The organism is Flavobacterium sp. TR2 (assembly GCF_025252405.1).
GTDB lineage: Bacteria > Bacteroidota > Bacteroidia > Flavobacteriales > Flavobacteriaceae > Flavobacterium.
Window position 1 is genome coordinate 3970186 of sequence record NZ_CP104307.1, and the last position, 20866, is coordinate 3991051.

The 20866-nt window shown below is 36.3% G+C and carries 15 protein-coding genes; 5 read left to right on the forward strand and 10 right to left on the reverse strand.

Features of this window, described 5'->3' with window-relative positions; all coding sequences use genetic code 11:
• Positions 1-89: 89 nt before the first annotated feature.
• The 5 genes from N4T20_RS17240 to N4T20_RS17260 all read right to left on the reverse strand — a co-directional run bounded on the left by N4T20_RS17240 (position 90) and on the right by N4T20_RS17260 (position 7884).
• Positions 90-1190 carry a putative glycoside hydrolase gene (locus N4T20_RS17240; RefSeq protein ID WP_260670359.1) on the reverse strand — a complete coding sequence of 367 codons (1101 nt, stop codon included), beginning with the start codon at positions 1188-1190 and terminating at the stop codon, positions 90-92.
• Entirely contained in the window at positions 1183-2250 is a 1068-nt protein-coding gene (locus N4T20_RS17245; protein ID WP_260673120.1) for a carbohydrate-binding family 9-like protein, read from the reverse strand. The genes N4T20_RS17240 and N4T20_RS17245 overlap by 8 nt, the downstream gene beginning before the upstream one ends.
• Positions 2251-2252: 2 nt before the next feature.
• A complete protein-coding gene (locus tag N4T20_RS17250) occupies positions 2253-3218 on the reverse strand; it encodes a glycoside hydrolase family 130 protein (protein WP_260670360.1) in 966 nt (321 codons plus the stop codon).
• Positions 3219-3743: 525 nt separating this feature from the next.
• Positions 3744-5621 (reverse strand): sodium:solute symporter family protein, encoded by a 1878-nt coding sequence (locus tag N4T20_RS17255; protein ID WP_260670361.1) that lies wholly within the window; start codon positions 5619-5621, stop codon positions 3744-3746.
• Positions 5622-5643: 22 nt separating this feature from the next.
• Positions 5644-7884, reverse strand: coding sequence for a GH92 family glycosyl hydrolase (locus tag N4T20_RS17260; RefSeq protein ID WP_260670362.1), 2241 nt, complete (start codon positions 7882-7884; stop codon positions 5644-5646).
• Between the two features lie 130 nt (positions 7885-8014).
• Between N4T20_RS17260 and N4T20_RS17265 the strand changes: the two genes are divergently transcribed.
• Positions 8015-9073 carry a sensor histidine kinase gene (locus tag N4T20_RS17265; protein WP_260670363.1) on the forward strand — a complete coding sequence of 353 codons (1059 nt, stop codon included), beginning with the start codon at positions 8015-8017 and terminating at the stop codon, positions 9071-9073.
• Between the two features lie 69 nt (positions 9074-9142).
• Positions 9143-9856: a LytR/AlgR family response regulator transcription factor gene (locus tag N4T20_RS17270; RefSeq protein ID WP_260670364.1), complete on the forward strand. Its 714-nt coding sequence runs from the start codon at positions 9143-9145 to the stop codon at positions 9854-9856.
• 529 nt (positions 9857-10385) lie between these two features.
• Here N4T20_RS17270 and nagB read toward each other — a convergent pair.
• Positions 10386-12299, reverse strand: a complete 1914-nt coding sequence (gene nagB / locus N4T20_RS17275; protein ID WP_260670365.1) for a glucosamine-6-phosphate deaminase — start codon at positions 12297-12299, stop codon at positions 10386-10388.
• An 828-nt stretch (positions 12300-13127) separates the two neighbouring features.
• Complete coding sequence (locus N4T20_RS17280) at positions 13128-13601, reverse strand: CinA family protein (protein WP_260670366.1); 474 nt, start codon at positions 13599-13601, stop codon at positions 13128-13130.
• 323 nt (positions 13602-13924) lie between these two features.
• Between N4T20_RS17280 and N4T20_RS17285 the strand changes: the two genes are divergently transcribed.
• Genes N4T20_RS17285 through N4T20_RS17295 form a run of 3 tightly spaced genes read left to right on the forward strand, consistent with a single transcriptional unit; the run spans position 13925 to position 15163 of the window.
• Complete coding sequence (locus N4T20_RS17285) at positions 13925-14413, forward strand: hypothetical protein (RefSeq protein WP_260670367.1); 489 nt, start codon at positions 13925-13927, stop codon at positions 14411-14413.
• A gap of 35 nt (positions 14414-14448) precedes the next feature.
• Positions 14449-14847: a hypothetical protein gene (locus N4T20_RS17290; RefSeq protein ID WP_260670368.1), complete on the forward strand. Its 399-nt coding sequence runs from the start codon at positions 14449-14451 to the stop codon at positions 14845-14847.
• A 43-nt stretch (positions 14848-14890) separates the two neighbouring features.
• On the forward strand, positions 14891-15163 hold the full coding sequence (locus tag N4T20_RS17295) for a PrgI family protein (protein ID WP_260670369.1): 273 nt from the start codon (positions 14891-14893) through the stop codon (positions 15161-15163).
• A 71-nt stretch (positions 15164-15234) separates the two neighbouring features.
• Here the strand turns inward: N4T20_RS17295 and N4T20_RS17300 are convergent, their stop codons facing one another.
• The 3 genes from N4T20_RS17300 to N4T20_RS17310 form a co-directional block, all read right to left on the reverse strand.
• Positions 15235-15603, reverse strand: a complete 369-nt coding sequence (locus N4T20_RS17300; protein WP_260670370.1) for an STAS/SEC14 domain-containing protein — start codon at positions 15601-15603, stop codon at positions 15235-15237.
• 656 nt (positions 15604-16259) lie between these two features.
• Positions 16260-17885, reverse strand: coding sequence for a glycosyl hydrolase family 18 protein (locus tag N4T20_RS17305; protein WP_260670371.1), 1626 nt, complete (start codon positions 17883-17885; stop codon positions 16260-16262).
• A 241-nt stretch (positions 17886-18126) separates the two neighbouring features.
• The gene (locus N4T20_RS17310) at positions 18127-20778 is read right to left on the reverse strand and encodes a beta-1,3-glucanase family protein (protein WP_260670372.1); all 2652 of its coding nucleotides are present in this window, start codon (positions 20776-20778) and stop codon (positions 18127-18129) included.
• Between the last annotated feature and the right edge of the window lie 88 nt (positions 20779-20866).

The window sequence follows — 20866 nt, forward strand, 5'->3', positions numbered from 1 at the left end:
TCTTTTGGTTTAAATTCAACTTTCAAAAACAAAATGTTCTTAATGTTGCTAAATTAATCAGTAATACTTTTTAATCCCAGTAAAATCGACTACAAGGTAGATTTTACTGCTGCAATTGTTTTTAAATTACTATCTGATAAAGCATTTCCGTCAAAAAATGAAACTCCCGTAGCACCATTTTTCTTAGCCAGCAAAATCGCTTCTTTCAATTCTGCATCCGATTTTAATCCTGGAATGTAGATTCCTGTATTTACTTTCGTCTGTTTTCCTTCCAAATCGGCTACACCTTGCTTGGTTGCATAACCAACCCAGTCAATTTCTTCATCGTAAAAACTATGGTAAATCATTGGATATACTTCGTCAATATTCCATTTATCCCAACGCTGGCGCACCATGTGGTCTGCCATTTCTGGATAAGGAAATACTGCTGCCGTTAGTTTTTTATTGTGTTTATGAGCGATTTTATATGCATCATCAACCACGGCTTTTACGGCATTCAATCTGAAGTTTTTCCACTCCATATCAATAGAAGTATTGTGGCTATTTTTTGGATTTTTGTGATGTTCTTTTTCGAATTTGCTTACGCAGGCATCACAATAACAGAAATCAAATTGAGGCAATTCTACATCCTGAACCAAATTATACTTTGGCAATAAACTGATTGGCAAGAAAATATCTGGGAAGCGAATGTAGTCTAAATGTACGCTTTCGATTCCTTCAACTTTTGCCAGACCTTCAACTAACCCTAAAACGTGATTTCTAGATTCTTCTCTGGTTGGACAAAGCCATTGGTAATAATCTACATACGGACGGTTGTCAAAGCAAGATTTTCCTTCTTTGCTTACTTGGTACCAATCTGGGTGCTGCAAGGCAACTGAATCATTTGGGCGGTTCATTGCCATAATCCAAGCGTGAACTTTTAGTCCTTCTTTTTTTGCAAGAGGCACTAATCTTTCCAATAGTTTCGGATCAGTTTGGGTGTTAATTAAAACTTCGTCAATTCCGCCGTCTTTGTATTTTTTGAATTCTTTTGAATAATCTGCATCCGATTTTTTAGCGTCGGCAGTGGTCCAAACGCCAAAAATGAATTTACCGTTTTCTTCTGCTTTAGCATCTTTTTGTCCGCATGAGAATAAACTCAGTGAAAGCGCAAGAACTACAATCTTTGAAAAGTTCTGTAACTTATTCATTCGTAATAATTTTACCATCTTCTTTAATTATTAAGGTTTTGTTTGAAAAAGGACTCTTTACCAAGATATTAAATCCGGATGAATGATTTTCTAAAACTGGTTTTAAAGTCTTTCCGTCAATAACTATATTTTTTTTACTGATGCTTTGCAGTGATTTTACCCAAGTTTTATTCTTTTCGAAATATCTTTTTTGAGCACGGTATAAAGTGTAAAGCTCCCATTTTACTTTTTCTTCCTGCGGAATTGTAAATTTATCGTTGCTTTCTTTTGAAGAAAAATATACATAAGCCCATTTTTCAGGCTCATGCATATTGATGACTCCCATAGGCGACCAAACCCAATTGTATTCTGGGAGAAACTTTCCTTCTGAATCTTTTTTGCGTTCGTATTTTCCGTCGATAACCGAATGCTGCCAATTTACCCTAGAGAAATTGACTCTCCAAAACTTATCTTTCGGAACAATATTATCAAAATAGGATGTTTTATAAACTGACCACGGAATGGCAATTTCTAATGTCCAGCCTTTATCGGTATCTGAAGTATTGTTCAGAGTTCCGTCAATCTTTACCGCCGATTTTAAACCTGTAATATTCCAGTCGTTTAAAACCGTGTTTTTTTCGCGGTAAGGTTTATTGATGAATAGATCCCAAGCCGTGTTTAGCGCATTGATTTCCAATTCATAATAATTGTGCGTGTCGTTATCCGGATCAATAAAAACCTCAAAATCATTATTATAAAAAATAATTGTATCGCGCTGTTTTAGATTTGCCCAAACGTGCGGCTCTTCCATTTTTGCCAAGATATAGTAGTAATTATCGTCCCAGAGCATTTTTACCTGTGTGTTGTATTTTGGTTTTTCAACACCTTCTATGTCGACAAAAGGAGTTGTCCAAGATGCTTTCTCCCAAGCTTTGTCTGCTCCATCACCGTCGATAACAATCTCTTGAGAAGTTTTATACGCAATATAACTTTTCGGTTCAACCGGTTTTTCAGCTTGCGCATAAGCCAACAGCGAAAAAAACGTAACGGCTAGGGACAACAATTTACCTCTACTATGCATCATTATAAACTATTATCTTTTGTAAATTGGATTACTTCACTCAGTTTTCCGAAAGCGATTGCTACGTGAGTATCTGCCGCACCGTAGTAAACTGCTAATTTATCTTCTTCAATATCATGCAAAGCTGCGCAAGGGAAAACTACATTTGGAACGTCTCCAACCATTTCATACGTTTCTGCTGGTCCTAATAAATAAGGCTGTGTTCTGTATTTTACCTGATCTGGCGAATCAATATATAAAAGCGCTGAACCCATTGCATAACGGAAACCGTTGCAAGTATTGATCACTCCGTGGTAAATCATTAGCCAGCCTTCGTCTGTCAAGATTGGAATTGGCCCTGCTCCCACTTTTGTGCACTGCCAAGCGCTTTGCTCAAACGGACTTGGTTTCATGACCAATCTGTGTTCTCCCCAATATTTCATGTCTGGGCTATAGCTGATCCAAATATCTCCGAATGGCGTGTGTCCGTTATCACTTGGGCGGCTTAACATGGCATATTTTCCATTGATTTTCTGTGGAAATAAAACCCCGTTTCTGTTGAATGGCAAAAAGGCATTTTCGCATTGGAAAAATTCTTTAAAATCGAAAGTATAGCCAATTCCAATCGTTGGTCCGTTGTAACCGTTGCACCACGTAATCCAGTAACGGTCTTCAATCCAAACCACACGAGGGTCGTATTTATAAGCAGATTCGATCATTTCTGTATTTCCAGCCTGCATTACAATTGGCTCGTGGTTAATTTCCCAATTGATGCCATCTTTACTGAAACCAGCAAAAATATTCATTTGAACTGCTTTATTATCACATCTGAAAACCCCAGCATATCCGTCTCCAAAAGGTACAACTGCACTATTGAATATACTGTTTGATGAAGGAATCGAATATCTGTCGATAATTGGATTCTCAGAATATCTCCACATTACATCTTTACTGTTTTCGGGTCTGTCTTGCCAAGGAATAGTACTCATATTTTTGTTTTTTTTATTTATTAGATTTTTGTTTTTGTTTTTTCAACACATAGAGACATAGTTTTACTTTGTCTATAAAAGGCGTTTCACTTGTTTAAATAAACATAGCGTTACCGCCAATCTTGCGTTCCCGTAGTTGAAACTATGGGCTATGTTCACAGCTCTATGTGTGAGAAACTAGTTTCTTTCTTTTTCCTTTTTAAGAATCAAAAAAATCTATGTTTCTATGTGTTTAAATTTTTTTAACTACTATTTTTTCATTTCGAAAAAGTAAACCCTAGTAATAGTGAATAGAACATATAAATCTCTCCAAAAAACTCCATCACGTTAGTCGCCAATCTTTGTAGAGTTACTTGCGGAGATTCCTCGTTCCTCGGAATGACAAAACTGAGTCGAATACCTATGTGTTAGAAACTAGTTTCTTTCTCTTATCTTTTTCAAAGTGAAAAAATCTATGTTTCTATGTGTTTAAATTTTTATCTCAATTAAAGAAATCTTGCTTCTAAAATCTTTCTCCTCTCTAATCTACTCTTCAATCTTCCTCACTCGATCCAGCCAAGTAAACTTCAACACTGTCGTTGTCACTAAAAAAACCGCCAATGCCACTAATGCTTTTGGATAATCTCTAATGATAAAGTAAATCGGAAGCAGAATCATACTTGACTGCCAAACAATACCAATTGCACAATTCATCATATCTAAATAGAAATCATTATTTTTTTGGAAAGACTGATCTTCCGCCTTTAATTGCTTGTAAACTGGATTCCAAAATCCCCATGGTCTAACATTGCTGTAGAAAGATTTGAGAACCTCCATATCTGTTGGTTTGCTTAGATAAGTTCCTAAAAAACAGCCTAAAATTGAGAATCCGAAAATTAAAGGAAATAGATAAATTGAAGGCACCTCTGATAGCTGATGCAAAAATGTTCCAGAAGCTAAATTTCCTTTATTCTGATCTAAAATAAATTGAAGAGAAGCAGCAACAAGTCCTCCAACCATTCCCCAGAAATAACCCCATCCGTTGAAACGCCACCAAATCCATTTTAAGAAGTTGGCTGCAACATAACCTCCATATAAAGCACTTGTAATCCAAAGGGTTAATGAGTTGATCGAATCTGCAAAGAATCCCATGAAAACTCCTAGACCAACAACCAAGAAAGAAGAAATCTGACTTACTTTGATATAATGTTTGTTTGAAGCAACAGGCTTAAAATATTTTTTATAAATATCATTTACAATATAAGCTGGTCCTGCATTTACGAAAGCCGAGAATCCAGACATGAACGCCGCTAATAAACCTGCTAGAAGAATTCCTTTAATACCGACAGGGATATAAAGATTGACTACTTTTGGCATTAATAATTCTAAATCTGCACCTGTCAGATTAACGTTTGCATTTAATTCTGGCGCTAGATTTACCAATGCAATCACTACAATTCCTGTAATCAATAAATATCTAGGAATAAATAAAATCAAGTTGGTAAAACCGCTCATGTAAGCCGCTTCTTTTACCGATTTTGTAGAAAGAACACGCTGCAAATCGTAACTTGGTGTTGGTCCCGCAACGCTGGCAAAAAATCCTTTGAATAAAGTCATTCCGATAAAAGCACCAAACATTTTATAGCCTTCCGTATCAATTAATCTGTTGAAAGTTTCAAATTTATCGCTCCATTGCGTTTCAAATTCCCATCCAAAGAAAACATTTTTCCATTCTGGCGTAATTACCGAATTAATCTGAACATCTGTATAATTTACGAATGCATAACCAGCGATTAAAATTCCAGCAACAATCATGATTAAATATTGCACAACCTCAGTCGCCACAACAGAAAACATTCCGCCTTTAACGGTATAAATTGTAGTCAAAAATATAATTAGCAATGCATAAGACTGTTCTGATGTTAAGAAAACGCCGCCATTCATATGAACCGTTAGATCCCACGGAAGAATAATAGTCACAAATTTCCCGATTCCGACAAAAAAATAAGCGATGAAGCCAATTGTAGAAATAATTGCAAAAATCGCCACAATAATATGGGATGCTTTTCCTGCCTTATCACTTCCAAAACGAGTGAGGATCCACTCAGAACCTGTCATTACTTTTGATCGTCTAATCCAAATAGCGAGGAACATCATGACAAAAATCTGATTCCATATTGGCCAAAGCCACATAAACATGAAACTTTTTACGCCATATAAAAACAAAACTCCAATCATCCAGGAAGTGCCTGAAACATCAAACATTCCAGAGCCGTTGCTCAATCCTAAAAAATACCATTTGATGGATTTCCCGCCAAGGAAATAATCATCTAGCCCTTTTGATGCTTTCCTTGAAATCCAGATTCCAATACCGACCGAGAGTACGATATAAATTAAAATGATTGATACGTCAATAATGTTCATTAAATTATTTGTTTTGAATTAGTTAGTTTAGACCCCAGTTTTGGTTTGGCTGTGCTCCCATTACAAAATGAAGCACACCGCCTTTCAGCAATTCTTGGTGAGAAATTGCTGTTTTATTAAATGCTTTTCCGTTTAAAGTAGCCGATTGGATATAGAAATTTTTGTCCGAAACATTTTCTGCTTCGATCACAAAAGTTTTTCCATTTGGAAGATTTAAAGTCGATTTCTCAAAAATCGGGCTTCCAATTTCATACTCGCCAGAAGCTGGATTCATTGGGTATAATCCCATTGAACTGAATACATACCAAGCCGACATTTGGCCGCAGTCTTCGTTGCCGCTTAACCCATTTGCTGTCGTATTATATTGTGTGTCCAGAATATGGCGCACCCAATATTGCGTTCTCCAAGGCTGTTTCGCATGATTGAACATATAAGCAATATGATGGCTTGGTTCGTTTCCGTGCGCGTATTGCCCGATCAAACCCGAAATATCTGCTGAAACGTTGTTTCCTGTAATCTCAGAACTCTCTGTAAATAATTGTTCCAAACGTTTTGTAAAAGCGCCATTTCCTCCGTGAAGCTTAATAAAATCATCCACATTATGAGGCACAAACCAACTGTGCTGCCAAGCATTTCCTTCAGTATAATCGGTATGTTCTCTGTGATTGGAGTGTTTTGGGTCGAAAGGCTCATTCCATGATTTTCCATCTTCTGATTTTCCTCTCATGAAACCAGATTTTGAATCGAATAAATATTCGTAAGCTTTGGAACGTTTGGAGAAAAACTCATAATCAGCTGTTTTTCCTAAAGCTTTCGCCATTTGAGCTATGCACCAGTCATCATAAGCATATTCTAAAGTAATCGTAACTGATTCGTCTAATAAATTGTACGGAATGTAACCGTATTTTTTATAAAAATTTAATCCGCGCTCGTCTTGCATCATAGTTGCTTTCATCGCCTCAAAAGCTTTTTCGGCATCAAAACCTTTTATGCCTTTTAAATAAGCATCTGCAATAACCGGAATCGAATGATATCCTGTCATGGTGTTGGTTTCATTGGCATATAATGTCCAAACCGGAAGTATTTTTTTAGTTTCGTAATAGGCCAACATCGAGTTCACCAAATCTGAAACTTTTGTTGGTTCTAATATCGTCAGCAATGGGTTCTCTGCCCTAAACGTATCCCAAAGCGATAATGTAGAATAAGCCGTATAATCTTTGGCAGTGATAATTTTATCGTCTTCTCTTCTAAACTGGCCGTTTTTATCGCTGTACGTTACAGGCGCAACTTGCGCGTGATATAAAGCAGTGTAGAAAATAGTTTTTAGAGAATCTACTGGTGTTTCTACTGTAATTTTGCTTAAAGCTTTGTTCCAATCTGAAGTCGCATCCGATTTTGCTTTTTTAAAATTCAGGTTTTCCGCATCTAAATTGTCTTTTGCATTTTCAACGCTTACAGAAGAAAGCGCCACTTTTATGCCCAGTTCTTTAGAATTTTTAGAATCGAAGAACAATTGCAAAGCAGTATTTTCACCTTCAGCATTTTGACCAGAAACTACTTTTTTATCTGCTGTGATAATAGATTCTGCAATAGGTTTAGAAAATTTGGCAACAAAAAACACTTTCTGATTTTTTGCCCAGCCTGTACTATAACGGTAACCGCTAATTGTATGAGCATCTTCAATTTTAATAGAAGTTTTTACCGCTTTGTCCCAATTGATGGCAAAACCTAAATCGACAACAACAGACTGCGTGTCATTATTATTATAGGTATATTTATGGTAAGCGGTTCTTTGTGTAGAAGTTAATTCTACATTGATTTTAGGATCTTCAAGAAAAACTTGGTAATAACCCGGTACTGCTTTTTCGTGTACATGATTGTATTTTGATTTATACGGAAGGAAATCGCGTGAAGCGGCTTTGGCGGTTAAATCTAATTTTTTGTTTGTCGGCATAAATAAAATATCTGCCAAATCACCGATTCCTGTTCCGCTTAAGTGTAAATGACTAAATCCAGAAACTATCGAGTCAGAATAATGATAGCCCGAACACCAGTCCCAGCTCGAAACTCCATTATCTGGACTCACCTGCAGCATCCCAAACGGAACTGTCGCACCCGGATACGTATGTCCGTGCCCGCCAGTACCTATAAAAGGATCTACATAATTTGCTGCAAAACTTTTGTGATGCGTATTTTTATCTACATTTATTTTGCAACTTGCAGTTAAAATTACCGTTAAAGAAAGCAGAGTAATTTTCCTCATATCAAAACAATATTAATTTAACTTTAAATTTAGATAAATTCAACTTTTACCAAAATATTTTTAGACGGACGACATTTAAACAGCTCTAAACATCAAAAAATAGTAACAAACGACATTTTTTTCTCCGATTATGATTTTCAACTCCAACAAACCTTATAGTTTACCTATACGCTATCATGTTTACTTTTGGCTGACGTATTTTGTGTTTAATACATTTCGATGGGGAAGCTATTTTAACGATTATGTTTATTCTTTAAAAACCACCCTACTTGGGTTCCCAATTCATATGGCATTATGCTATCTGAATATTTTGGTTTTGATGCCGCATTTGGTTTACAAGAAAAAATACTTCCTATATATAGTAAGCGTATTGTCGGCAATTTTTGTGATGGTTGTCTTAAAGTTTAACCTCACGTACTTGCTCATTACGCACAACGTATGGCCTGAAGGTCCGCAAACGATCAACACCCTAACCCTAAATTATACCATAGATATGATGATGGGAGAATTGTATGTCATGACGTTTGTAACTGCAATTAAAATAACATTGGATTTTTTAAAAGAGCAAAGACGTGTAACCGATCTGGAAAAATCACAGCTAGAAACCGAATTATTGTTTTTGAAGTCGCAGATTTCTCCGCACTTTTTCTTCAATACTTTAAATAACATCTATTCTCTTTCGGTAGAAAAATCAAATAAAACGCCTAAAATCGTTTTGAAGCTTTCTGAACTGATGCGCTATATGCTTTATGAAACAAAGGGCAAAAAGCAGACTTTGGAAAACGAGATCATGTGCATTCAGAATTATCTGGATTTGGAAAGAATAAGAAACGGCGAGCGTCTGGAAGTTGATATGTCTATTTCTGGCGATATACACGACAAAGAAATTTCACCCGTTTTACTTTTGACTTTCGTCGAAAATGCCTTCAAACACGGTGTAAACAAAAACACAGGAAATGTTCTCATTGATATCAGGTTTAAAGTAAAAGGCGACTATTTACATTTCACGATTTCAAACCCTATGCCCGAATTTACCGTACATAAAGATAATTTTAACAAGGCAAGTGGCATAGGTATCGAAAATGTAAAAAAAAGACTGGAATTAGGATATAATAAAAATGACTATAAGCTTTCATTTAAAAATAAAAAGAATATTTTTGTCGTTAAACTAGTTATAAAAGTCACATAGCCTCGCTTTTAGCTATTTCGAAAACAATACCTACAAAAACCTGTATCGGCCTAAAAATAATATTTAGAAATGAAAATAAAGTGTTTAATTATCGATGATGAGCCATTGGCAATAAACGTTATTAAAAGTTATATTGAACAGATTGAAGATTTAGAACTGGTAAACACCTTTAGTAATTCTATTGAAGGATTAAATTTCTTAAAAAACAATGCCATTGATGTAATTTTTCTGGACATAAATATGCCTGTTTTAGACGGTATAAATTTTATTAAAAGTTTAGAAAATCCTCCTTTGCTTATTATTACAAGTGCATACGACCAATTTGCAATTGAAACCTACGAGCTTGATGTCTTGGACTATCTGGTAAAGCCAATTGAATTTCCGCGTTTGATGAAAGCTGTCAACAAAATCAACAAACGACTCAATAATACAACCAAACTCCCGCAGGAAAACAGCAAAGAAAACCCTTTTATCTTCGTTAAAATCGATAAGAAAAAAATGAAGAAGATTTTCCTGAACGAAATATTAGTCATCGAAAGTTTAAAAGATTATCTAAAAATAAGCACTACTTCCGGTAAATTTATCATCCACAGCACTTTATCTGATTTTACAAGCTTGCTTCCTGAAAGAGATTTTATAAGAATACACCGATCCTACACGATCGCTATTGACAAAATTGACGCAGTAGAAGGAAATAGCATTGAAATTGAAGGACTTAGATACGTTATTGGAAGATCTTACATCGACGAAGTAAAACAGAAAATCTTGAATTCTTCTATTTAGGTTTTACCGCAAAGACACAAAGAATGCGCAAAGTTCGCAAAGTTTATATACAAAACTTTGCGAACTTTTTTATTCTCAATTTTCAAACAACTTAGAAATAAGCCTTAGCGACCTTTGCGTAAATCTTTGCGTACTTTGCGGTAAAAAAAGCTTTGCAGTAAAGATGAAGTAAAACAAAAAATTCTCAATTCTTCTATTTAGGTTTTACCGCAAAGGCACAAAGAATGCGCAAAGTTCGCAAAGTTTATATACAAAGCGCACAGATTTTTTTTCGCAAAGTTCGCAAAGTTTATATACAAAGCTTTGCGAACTTTTTTATTCTCAATTTTCAAACAACTTAGAAATAAGCCTTAGCGACCTTTGCGTAAAACTTAGCGCACTTTGCGGTAAAAAAAAACTTTGCGGTAAAAAAAATTGCAATAAAAAAAACGAAAATGCGGCCAACCACGACCGCATTTCCTCTCAATTATAGGTAACTAACCAAAATAAACCATGAAATAGTCTATTATTTTTATTGCTGCAAAAGCACTTAGAAATGATAACGTTTAAACGCCTCAATAGCCGAATAATCTGCTAACCCTAAGCTGTGGTATTTCTCTGCAGTCAATCTGTTTCTGTCTTCAACCCGCACCCAAAACTCTCTGCTGTCATCACCTTGAAACATAACCCCATCTTTTTGAGATTGGTGATAAAAAATAGCGTGTCGTTTCTTTAAAACCTGGTCAGGGCTCATTGGCACTGCCATATCAATTTGGTACGATTCCCATTCATGCCAAGCCCCCCTGTAAAGCCAAACCCAGCAGTCATTCATAAAGCTTTCCTGTTTTAATCTTTTCAAAGCTTCAAACAAACTGTCCAAGCAAACTTTATGAGTGCCATGCGGATCTGCCAAATCTCCAGCGGCATAAATTTGATGCGGTTTTATTCTTTCAATAATATCACACATAATATCGATATCTGCATCCGAAAGATTATTTTTTTTGACTGTTCCCGTTTCGTAAAACGGAAGATCTAAAAAATGAACATTAGCATCTGGCAAGCCTAAATAGCGTGTTGCTCCAAAAGATTCGCTTCTTCTAATAAATCCTTTTAACTTTCTTACTTCTAATGAATCAATTTCATTTCCAGTTCTATTCTGAAGAAATTCGATTATTTTATCAGACATTCTAGAATCTGGATGCAAAGCTTTAGAAATCTCAGCAAACTTCAACGCTTCATCATTAGAAACGGCAATATTTCCTGATGTCTGATACGCCACATGAACCTCGTGTCCCTGTTCTATCAAACGGTCAAAAGTTCCTCCCATCGAAATCACATCATCATCTGGATGCGGGCTGAAAATGATAATTCTTTTCTTCTCCGGCGTGGAACGCTCCGGTCTGTATGTATCATCTGCATTGGGTTTTCCGCCCGGCCATCCGGTGATGGTTTGCTGCATTTTATTAAACATTTTAATGTTCAAATCGTATGCAGTTCCTTCCTCAGTCAAAAGACTTGACATTCCGTTGTCATTATAATCTTTATCTGTCAGTTTTAGGAAGGCTTTCTTAGTCAGTTCGCTTAACCAAGCAACCGCTTTTAATTTTAAATCGTCCGTCCAAACACAAGACTTTACTAGCCAAGGCGTTTTTACTCTTGTCAATTCAGACGACGCTTCTGTATCCAGAACAAATGTTGTGTTGTTATGCTCTTGCAAATACGTAGCGGGCACGTGCGAAGAAATTTCTCCTTCGATTGTCTTTTTTATAATTCCAGCTTTACTAATTCCCCATCCTAGCAAAACAATTCTTTTTGCGTTTCTAACGGTTCCAATTCCCATAGTAATGGCTTTTCTAGGAACATTATCAATTCCTAAAAAAGAAGAAGCCGCGTCGACTCTCGTAATATGATCTAACGTAATGCTTCTGGTACCTGAGTTTACGTGAGAACCAGGCTCATTAAACCCGATATGTCCCGTTCTTCCTATCCCTAAAAGCTGAAAATCTAGTCCTCCATAAGAGATAATTTTCATTTCGTAATCAATGCAATATTGCTGCAATTCCTCGGCACTCACCTGCCCGTCTGGAATATTGATGTTTTCTGGATGAATATCTACATGATCGAATAAATGCTCATGCATAAAATGATAGTAACTCTGAATGTCATTTTTATCCATTGGATAATACTCGTCCAAATTGAAGGTAACAACCTTAGCAAAACTAAGCCCTTCCTCTTTGTGCATTCTCACAAGTTCTTCGTAAACTTTGATCGGAGAAGATCCTGTGGCCAAACCTAAAACGCAAGGCTCATTCAGCTCATTTTTTCTCTGAATTAAATTGGCAATTTCACGAGCGACCAATAAAGAAGCCTCTTGCGACGATTCGAAAATAACATTATGAATTTTCTCAAAACGTGTCTCCTCAAATTTACCTGCTTCTCTAAAACCTATGTCTTCTTTGATCATTCTGCTCTTGCTGTTTTAATTAATGCAAGATAAAAGTAGAATTCTCCTATCCGTTCACAGTAAAAATTCGACTAATAGCGGCTAAGCTTCGGCAAAAGACAAAATAAGAATGAAATAGCACGTGGATAAAACAGATTCGCTTTGCGAAAACACAGATAACAACGGATTCTATTTAAATTTGACTGCAGATTGCATCTGATATTCCGTAGAAATATCTCGTCTGTAAAAAAAAATATTGTTTCGCATTGCGTTCTGTAGGAACGCCTGATTTCATAGAAATGGAACCCCGTTTTATTAATCAAACGTTCCTACGGAACGTATAATCGTAACACAAATTTGATTCTGCCAACGAAACATTCCTACGGAATGAATTGTTACTTGAAACCTACATTTTATTCCACAACACCAATTTCAGCAATCGAAACGGTTTGTGCTTTTCCAACAGCAGCTGTAGCGACAAATTTCAAAAATCTTGCTTTGCCATTACCAACCAAACGTTCCTACGGAACGAAAAAAACGATTCTTAATTAAAGTTCTACCGATGAGATGTTCCTAGCGGAACATATTTTCTCTTGCTCGTGCAAATTTTAAAAATGTATACATTTTATTTGCCTTTTAAAAGGTAAAAGAATATTAATTTAAGGCTAAAAAATGTTCTGCTAGGAACATCTCATCGGTAAAAAAGACTTCGCACCATAAGGACGTCTGATCGGTAAACCAAATCGCCCGCAACATCCAAAAAAAATCATTCAAAACAAAAAAATGTTCCGCTAGGAACATCTCATCGGTAAAAAAGGCTTCGCACCATAAGGACGTTTGATAGATTTATTAAATTTCCCTCAAAATCAAATCGGCTGCAACATCTATTGCCTGATCGATAATTGCTTCTGGAGTTCCTTTAAATTCAAAACGTTTGGCAATTTCCTTTTCGCCAAAAATAATGTGCATGAAAATAGTCCCAACAGGTTTCGACTCGCTTTCACTTCCGCCTGGTGTCGTTAATCCTGTTAAACCCACACAAATATCTGAATTAATATAGCGGGAAAAATTCTGCGCCATAAGCTTCGTAACCTCTGCAGATTCGGCACTATATTGTTCAATAGTTCCCCAAGGAATGTGCAATAAATCTTCTTTCATTGAAGAATGATAACAGACGATTCCTCCTATAAGTATTCTTCCAGAATTAATCACTGTCGAAAACTCATAACACATTTTCCCCGCAGAAGCGCTTTCTGCAAATGATATTGTTAAATTTTTTTCTATTAAAGCCTTACAGCAAGCGGTTATTTTTTCTGATGCCATATTGATTCTAATTTGATTTAAACATAATTTTCATTTCAAATGTAAAATGTTGCGATATCATAAACTTATATAATTTCTTACAACATTTACATTATAAGTAACTGTTAATTATGCAACTATCATTTATTTTTTTATAAGAACATCCGTGTATTAAGGTGCTAAATTTGTAAATATAGCTTTTAAAGTCAACTAATATAATCCGATAAATAATGTAAAAGCCAATAAAAGCTATAGTAAGACAATTACAGGCAACTGTAAAGATTTGGCAGGTCTTCTTTATGAAGATTCAATTTTGAAAAAAATAACAATCAAAAAGCACTATTATGGAAAAGCAGCACAACCATGATTATGGTCAATTTGATCCTGATTATATCGAACAAAATACTCTTGTTGACGGTACTTATTCTAATGAAGATGAGTTTAAACAAGTTTTGAAAAAACATGACAATCGCGAATTTGGCGAAAGCGATCCTGATTATCATGAACAAAATACGCTGATTGACAATGACAATTATGCACGTGATGAAGATCCGTACCAATATCAAGAAGAGTTTATTGAAGATCCTTCTCATCCAAAAGGAGATTTTGAACCTAATACCAATATTCGTTCAGAAAATATTCCGAATCAAGAAAGAATTGTCAATGAAGATGATGCCGTTACAAACGATGACACTCAAGATGATTTAAATGATGAATATGATCCTGATTTAGACTATCAAAACGATCGTAAAAAAAATGATGATCTAGATCAGGATGAAGAATTGGATGATTTTGACGCAGAACATTATCCCGAAAACCATCCTAGAGAATAACAAAATTAATCGTAAATTGTAATGCATTAACTCATATGTCTTTAGCAGCACAAATAGTTTGGCTTTTTGTACTCGCAATCCCAATTGCGTGCATCAGCTGGACTGTCACACACGAAGAAATTTTTAGAGAACCTCATGAATGGTGTGTCAGGCATTCTAAAAATGACAGATACATCTTGTCCAGAAAGTTCTTTTATCTTCTTACTTGCGAATATTGCTTTAGCCATTACGTTACAATTGCCTTTCTGATTATCTGCGATTATAAACTTTTGTTAAATGATTGGAGAGGGTATATTTTGGCAGGGTTTTCTCTGGTTTTTATGGCAAATGTTTATATGAGCCTTTTTGCTTTATTACGACAGGCTATAAAGAAAGAAAAGGTCGAAATTGAGAAAATTGAAAATGAGACTGACAGCGAAAACAGTAAAGAGTAAAATAACAATTAAAAAAGTAAGTATAATTAAATAAATTGACGTTATGGAGAATTTAAATTTTATAGACCCATTATTACACGGAATCAAACCTGAAAGCAAACCGTTAAATCTGTCAGTAAAACAAATGGTATGTGCTGGTGTAGGTGCTCTTTTAGCATCGGCTGTTCTGAAAAAAACGGGGCATAATAAAGCAAGCGCTGTTGTAGGAAGCCTTGCATTGCCAATTTTAGCATCGGCTTGCTATAAAAAATACAGTCAGATTACAAAAGAAAAAACTGACGCTCAAGCAAGCAGCGGTATCGAATACAATCATTAATCTTTTATAGTTATCATAAAAAGAGCGCTAATTTTTAGAATTTAGCGCTCTTTTTATTTCTCAGTGACTGGTTAAGAAATATTGCCTTCGACCCAATTTAATGCTTTATTAAAATCAACTTTTTTATAGCCGCGAAACTCACCAGGAACAATATAGCTAAATCCATTTGTGAAAGAAATGATTTCGTCTGTATCGGTAACAATCGCTGCCCTGTTCCATTTTCCAAGATTTTTCAAACCAAGAAGAGCATCTTGCAGCCACGCGCCAGTTGTAAAATTTTCAATATCGGTATCCAAAACCAGCAAAAAATTAATTTCATTTGTCTGTTTTACCAAATGTTCAACGGCTGGAGCCACTGCTGTCACAAAATCTTCTTTTGTCACTTCTGCCAATGCTCTAAAGGCAACAATATTATCTGTAGTGTCGATTTGATGTATCATGATTTTTTTCTTTTGAGTTAATTACTGAAGTTTTATTTGAGACATTTTTAAAACGTAAATATTCTAACTCAAATTTACTCATATTCAATCAGATACAGATTATATTTAACTATTCGTTTATTATATTTTTTTAAGATGATTTACTAGTCACTAAGTTGCTAAGTTTCTAAGTTATTGAGATGCAGAGCTTTTTTCGCAAACATAGCCCGCGGTTTCAACCACGGGGACGTTTGGGGATAAAATGCATTGCGTTGCCACGGTTGAAACCGCGGGCTATGCTTTTAATTTGACTTCGTTTTTTTACCGCAAAGCACGCAAGGTTTTTTAAAACGCAAAGTTCGCAAAGCTAAACTTAAAACTTTGCGAACTTTGCGTAAACCTTAGCGCTCTTTGCGGTTTAAAACTACACATAAATAGGTGAAAAAACTTTGCGTACTTTGCGTAAACCTTGGCATTCTTTGCGGTTTAAACTTACACATAAATAGGTGAAAAAACTTTTGCAAACTTTGCGTAAACCTTAGCGCTCTTTGCGGTAAAACCTACACAGAATTAAAAAAAATTGCGGTAAAAAAAGGCCGTCCAAATAGACAGCCTTTTCTTCACATTAAAACCTAAAATTTAATGTATCTAAAACCATTATGGCAAATGGGTTACGATTATTTTTTAATAAAACGTCTTACGGTTTTGACTCCGTTTTTCTCAATTGAAATTAGATAGATTCCTGTTTTTAAAGTTGAAACGTCAATACTGTTATCGCTTACGGTTTGAGAGAAAACAGTTGCACCTCCTTCAGTATTTATAACATTCACATTTCCGCCAGAAACCTCTGTGCTGAAGAAAATCTGGCTTTCCGTCGGATTCGGATAAATCTCCAAACTCGCAATTGACTGTTCTGTGCTTGCAGGAGCTGATTTTGCAGTCGCTCCCGATTTAGTGATTTTAAACCAGTTTATATTAGCGCCTGAGGCTTGAATATAAATTCCGAAGTTGTACGTTCCTGCATTTACGTTTACAGTCTGCGAAATCGTCTGCCAATTCTGCCATCCTCCTGTATTTGGAACATTTACCGCTCCAAGCTGAATCGCTCCTGCATTTAAATCAGAAGAAATTCTGGCACCGTTAACAGCACTTGCCACTCGATATTCGATTACATAAGCTCCAGATGTTGGAAAATTAATATTATAATATGCCATCCAGTCGCCTGTGTCGCAATATCCAACATTTAATCCTCCGCCTGTATCTGTTGTTGGTTCTGTCTGCACGCCGCTCATAGTATTGTAATTTTCTGCCTGAATTAAAGTTCCTGTTCCTGGGGAAGTACCACCCGTAATAACTTGATTAATGGCATTTAACAACGATTTAGTTCCAGTTGCATCCTGAGACAATTCCCAAATCATAACCCCTCCTGCGTTTTGAATCGCAAAAGTCGTTTTTTGTTTGATGGTTGGAATTCCGTTATAATAAATCGTATTTCCCACCTGATCCAAATTTTCAGCTCCCGGATATTGCGCTACAATATTTGCATAAGAAATTCCCTGATTGGCAGAAGCTCCAAAACCGTAGCCATAAAAAGGAAGTCCAATAATCGCTTTACTTGCTGGTAACCCTCTTCCTGTCCAATAATTAAATTGGTTTACCGCCATGCTGTAAGGAGAATGCTGACCCGGATTGTTTGGCGCCCAAGGTCCAGTAGCATCATAAGCCATAATATTGATCCAGTCGTAGGCCGCAAAAGTAGATGAGGGTACATTGGCACCACCATATCCTTCTGAAAGTGCTGCTGAAATCAGTTTGCCATTGGCATGAAGTTTATTGGCCAGAGCAATTACAAATCCGCCGTAATCGCCATTAATTGCAGGGCCTTCCAAATCTACGTCTACACCGTCAAAATTGTGAGCTACCACGTAATCGTAGATTTTCTGAATAAAAGCCGTTCTGTTGGCTGGCGTTATTAAATTGAAATAATTATCGCGAATAGGTCCTCCTTCAGAAACAGAACCTCCTCCAAGCGACACAAAAACTTTGACGTTTTGGGCATGAGCCGCATTGATAATGGCATTGCTTCCCGAATTAAAACTTAAATAGCCATTGGCATCAGGATTTTCGAACGCAATATTGATATGCGTTAATTTGCTGTACTGAACCGTACTCGAAAAAGCATTCAAATCAATCCAGTTTGGAATATAAGCTATTACTTTCTTTTGGGACGAAACTAAATTAAAAGCGCCCAACATTAAAATAATAATGCATTGCTGCAGCATTCTTCTGTAATTGTTTTTCATAATAATTGTTTTAATAGATTAATAAACTCGTAAATATGGGACGGTTATTTGAGTTAAATATTTCTGGTTTTAGATTTTAGATTGCAGATTTTAGACTTTAGATTTTAGATTGGGATTTGACTGTGTCAAATCTTAATTTTAAAATCAATCTAAAATCTAAAGTCTAAAATCTAAAGTCTAAAATCTAAAATCTAAAATCTAACATCTAAAATCTGCAATCTAAAATCACTTTAATCTAAAATTATTTCTTTATGAATCGCTTGATGGTTTGTTTGCCTTCTTTTTCAAAAACTATAAAATAGATTCCTTTTCTAAGATGCGAAACGTCAAAACTATTGTTGTTGATTTTTTGCGAAACCACAGTAGCTCCTGTTTGAGAATCTACAATTTTTGCAGTTCCTCCAGAAAGATCTGTTGTAACAAAAAGAGTGCTTTCTACTGGACTTGGATAAACATTTAAAACCATTTCTTCTGGTTCTTCTACCGTTTCAGCCGAAGCCATTCTTGCTGTTCCCGCAACTTTTGTGATTTTAATCCAGTTAATATTCATTCCTGTATTCTGAATATAGATTCCGAAATTATACGTTCCTGCATTTACATTTACTGTTTGCGAAACGGTCTGCCAATTCTGCCATCCTCCTGTATTCGGAATATCAACATTCCCTAAAACAATGGCTCCTGCATTTAAATCCGAAGACAGTCTTCCGCCAGTGACAGCACTTGACACTCGATATTCGATGACATAAGATCCTGTTGTTGGAAAATTAATATTGTTATACGCCAGCCAGTCACCTGTTTCTGTATAACCAACGTTTGATCCGCCGCCTGTATCTGTAGTCGCTTCGACTTGAATGCCACTCATTGCCGAATAATCTTCTGCTTGAATCAATACTGAAGTTTGTGAACTTGTTGCTGGAACCAACTTCCATTGCCCGCAAGTCTGATTGTTATTATCCCATTGCTGAACGATTGCCCCTGAGGCCGTGCTTGCTCCTGCTACCTCAACAATTCTTCCGCTATGACGGGCAACAATCTTATAATAGCCATCGCCTGTAGCAACCAAAATAAACTGCTGATTTGTTGTGGCATTGTATGGATATTGTTCTACTCTTGCCCCATTGGCTTTATTGAAATTATTAATATCCATTGACATACCGCTATGGTTGGCTATGATTTTGTACATTCCGTCTCCTAGATGCGTAAAAGTAAATTTCTGATTGTTTCCAGAATTCAAAGCGCCTTGATTGATTCCTGCTCCATTTGACATACTAGAATTCCATACATCCATGTACAAACCGCTGTTTCTGTTTTGAAGAAAAAAAGTTTGGTTTCCTAAAGTTGCCGTTCCGTTTGCAATAACTCGAATCGAACTCACTTTATCATTCCAAGTAGCATTCAAACAAGAATTATCAGAATTGATTACAGTTGAAGCTCCGCTGAAATTATCATCTTGATATAAAATCGCTTGATAGCCTTGAGTAATTTTTAGCGAAGAAATATCATCGTTTAAAACTCCCAACAAATTCAAACGGGCCAAATTATAATCTCCAATTGTTAGTCCGCCTGAGAATCCTGTGTAGTTGCAATCTTTATAAACGGTAATAACATCTGTTGTGGCAGGAACTGAAGGCGTAGTAAGTCCATAATATCCTCCAAACGTTGCAATAACTTTTGTTGGCTGTGGCGAATGAAGCGATGGCGACTGATCGGCAACATCGTCATAAGCAAATCCGTACGCTAAATTATCGATATTGATTCCCGGCAAATGCCAAAATTTAGAATAATGGTTTGTTGGATTTGTCTGGTAGTATTTTGACGCATCATACCAATTCTGCTGACCCGGATTTGCTGTTGTCGTATTTACCACATGACGGTTGATTGCTGCCGTTAATTGCGCCTGAATGACAAGATCCAAATCTCCGTCAACCAATCTTCTGTCCAAAACACCTTTTCCTTCAAGCGCTTCTTGCGTTGTCGGCCTATTTTGAACACGTCCTGTCCTTCCGACAAAAGCACCAGATTGCCCCACCATTTCAAGCTGTTCTCCAATGACTCTTCCTTTAAAAACTCCCGCATCTCCCGCGTAGAAAATCAAATCTTCATTTTTGTATTTGTTCCAAATCGCATCGATATACGATTTTAAATAATTTGCATACGGTCCTGATCCTTCGGCGTAAGCTGGCGTTTTTGATGGCGCAGTAATTTCTCCCGTTGCATCATTTACACAACCTTGAAATTCTGCTGGAACATTCGCTTTAAAGGCCGCAACAATATCTGCGTGTTTTTTCAAGTCGCCCACTTTCTTTTGGTAACCGTTAGCACCAAATAGCTCTAGTCCCATTGGATACTTGTATGAATCGACACGTGTCGGATTCCCGAAGAAACCGTATTGATTATTAGTCAATTCGATCATTTCATATAAAATGCCTTGATTAGGATCTGTAGCATTCTGCGGATTTGGCGATGCATAACCCGAAGGCGCTCCGCTGGCTCCGAAAAAGTAAAAATACAATTGCGATCCTTTAGAAATAAAAACCCTGCACCCGGCAATTAAAGGCAAAGTGAACGTTTTATTTGGAATTTCGCTCAGTTTAGTAAAACAAGCCGCATATTTTGAGTTTTGTCCCGGTCCTGTATTTCCGCCATAAGTCGGTCCTGTAACGGTATTGTATGAGGCGCTCATTGGCAAAACCTGACTTGTTTTGGCATTTACCCAAACATGGTTTCCTGTAGTATAATCGATTCCTACAATAGCCACATATAAATCGCTGTCTGCAAAAGTGGAATTGTTGCTTATTGTAAAAGGAACTGGCCCCTGACCGTACATAAAAGTCGAAAACACTAGAAACAGTGCGGTCAGAATAGAAAATCTTTGAAATTTATTGTTTTTCATATCTAAATAATTTTGGGGTTACATAATAATTAGATTCTAAAACCAAAGCCATTTTAAAATGACAAAATAATCCGCCAGGTGCAATTGG

What these genes read in the sequence shown, in the direction of transcription:
- N4T20_RS17240 (WP_260670359.1), bottom strand. Translation starts at nt 1,190, where the DNA reads ATGAATAAGTTACAGAACTTTTCAAAGATTGTAGTTCTTGCGCTTTCA.
- N4T20_RS17245 (WP_260673120.1), bottom strand. Translation starts at nt 2,250, where the DNA reads ATGCATAGTAGAGGTAAATTGTTGTCCCTAGCCGTTACGTTTTTTTCG.
- N4T20_RS17250 (WP_260670360.1), bottom strand. Translation starts at nt 3,218, where the DNA reads ATGAGTACTATTCCTTGGCAAGACAGACCCGAAAACAGTAAAGATGTA.
- N4T20_RS17255 (WP_260670361.1), bottom strand. Translation starts at nt 5,621, where the DNA reads ATGAACATTATTGACGTATCAATCATTTTAATTTATATCGTACTCTCG.
- N4T20_RS17260 (WP_260670362.1), bottom strand. Translation starts at nt 7,884, where the DNA reads ATGAGGAAAATTACTCTGCTTTCTTTAACGGTAATTTTAACTGCAAGT.
- N4T20_RS17265 (WP_260670363.1), top strand. Translation starts at nt 8,015, where the DNA reads ATGATTTTCAACTCCAACAAACCTTATAGTTTACCTATACGCTATCAT.
- N4T20_RS17270 (WP_260670364.1), top strand. Translation starts at nt 9,143, where the DNA reads ATGAAAATAAAGTGTTTAATTATCGATGATGAGCCATTGGCAATAAAC.
- nagB (WP_260670365.1), bottom strand. Translation starts at nt 12,299, where the DNA reads ATGATCAAAGAAGACATAGGTTTTAGAGAAGCAGGTAAATTTGAGGAG.
- N4T20_RS17280 (WP_260670366.1), bottom strand. Translation starts at nt 13,601, where the DNA reads ATGGCATCAGAAAAAATAACCGCTTGCTGTAAGGCTTTAATAGAAAAA.
- N4T20_RS17285 (WP_260670367.1), top strand. Translation starts at nt 13,925, where the DNA reads ATGGAAAAGCAGCACAACCATGATTATGGTCAATTTGATCCTGATTAT.
- N4T20_RS17290 (WP_260670368.1), top strand. Translation starts at nt 14,449, where the DNA reads ATGTCTTTAGCAGCACAAATAGTTTGGCTTTTTGTACTCGCAATCCCA.
- N4T20_RS17295 (WP_260670369.1), top strand. Translation starts at nt 14,891, where the DNA reads ATGGAGAATTTAAATTTTATAGACCCATTATTACACGGAATCAAACCT.
- N4T20_RS17300 (WP_260670370.1), bottom strand. Translation starts at nt 15,603, where the DNA reads ATGATACATCAAATCGACACTACAGATAATATTGTTGCCTTTAGAGCA.
- N4T20_RS17305 (WP_260670371.1), bottom strand. Translation starts at nt 17,885, where the DNA reads ATGAAAAACAATTACAGAAGAATGCTGCAGCAATGCATTATTATTTTA.
- N4T20_RS17310 (WP_260670372.1), bottom strand. Translation starts at nt 20,778, where the DNA reads ATGAAAAACAATAAATTTCAAAGATTTTCTATTCTGACCGCACTGTTT.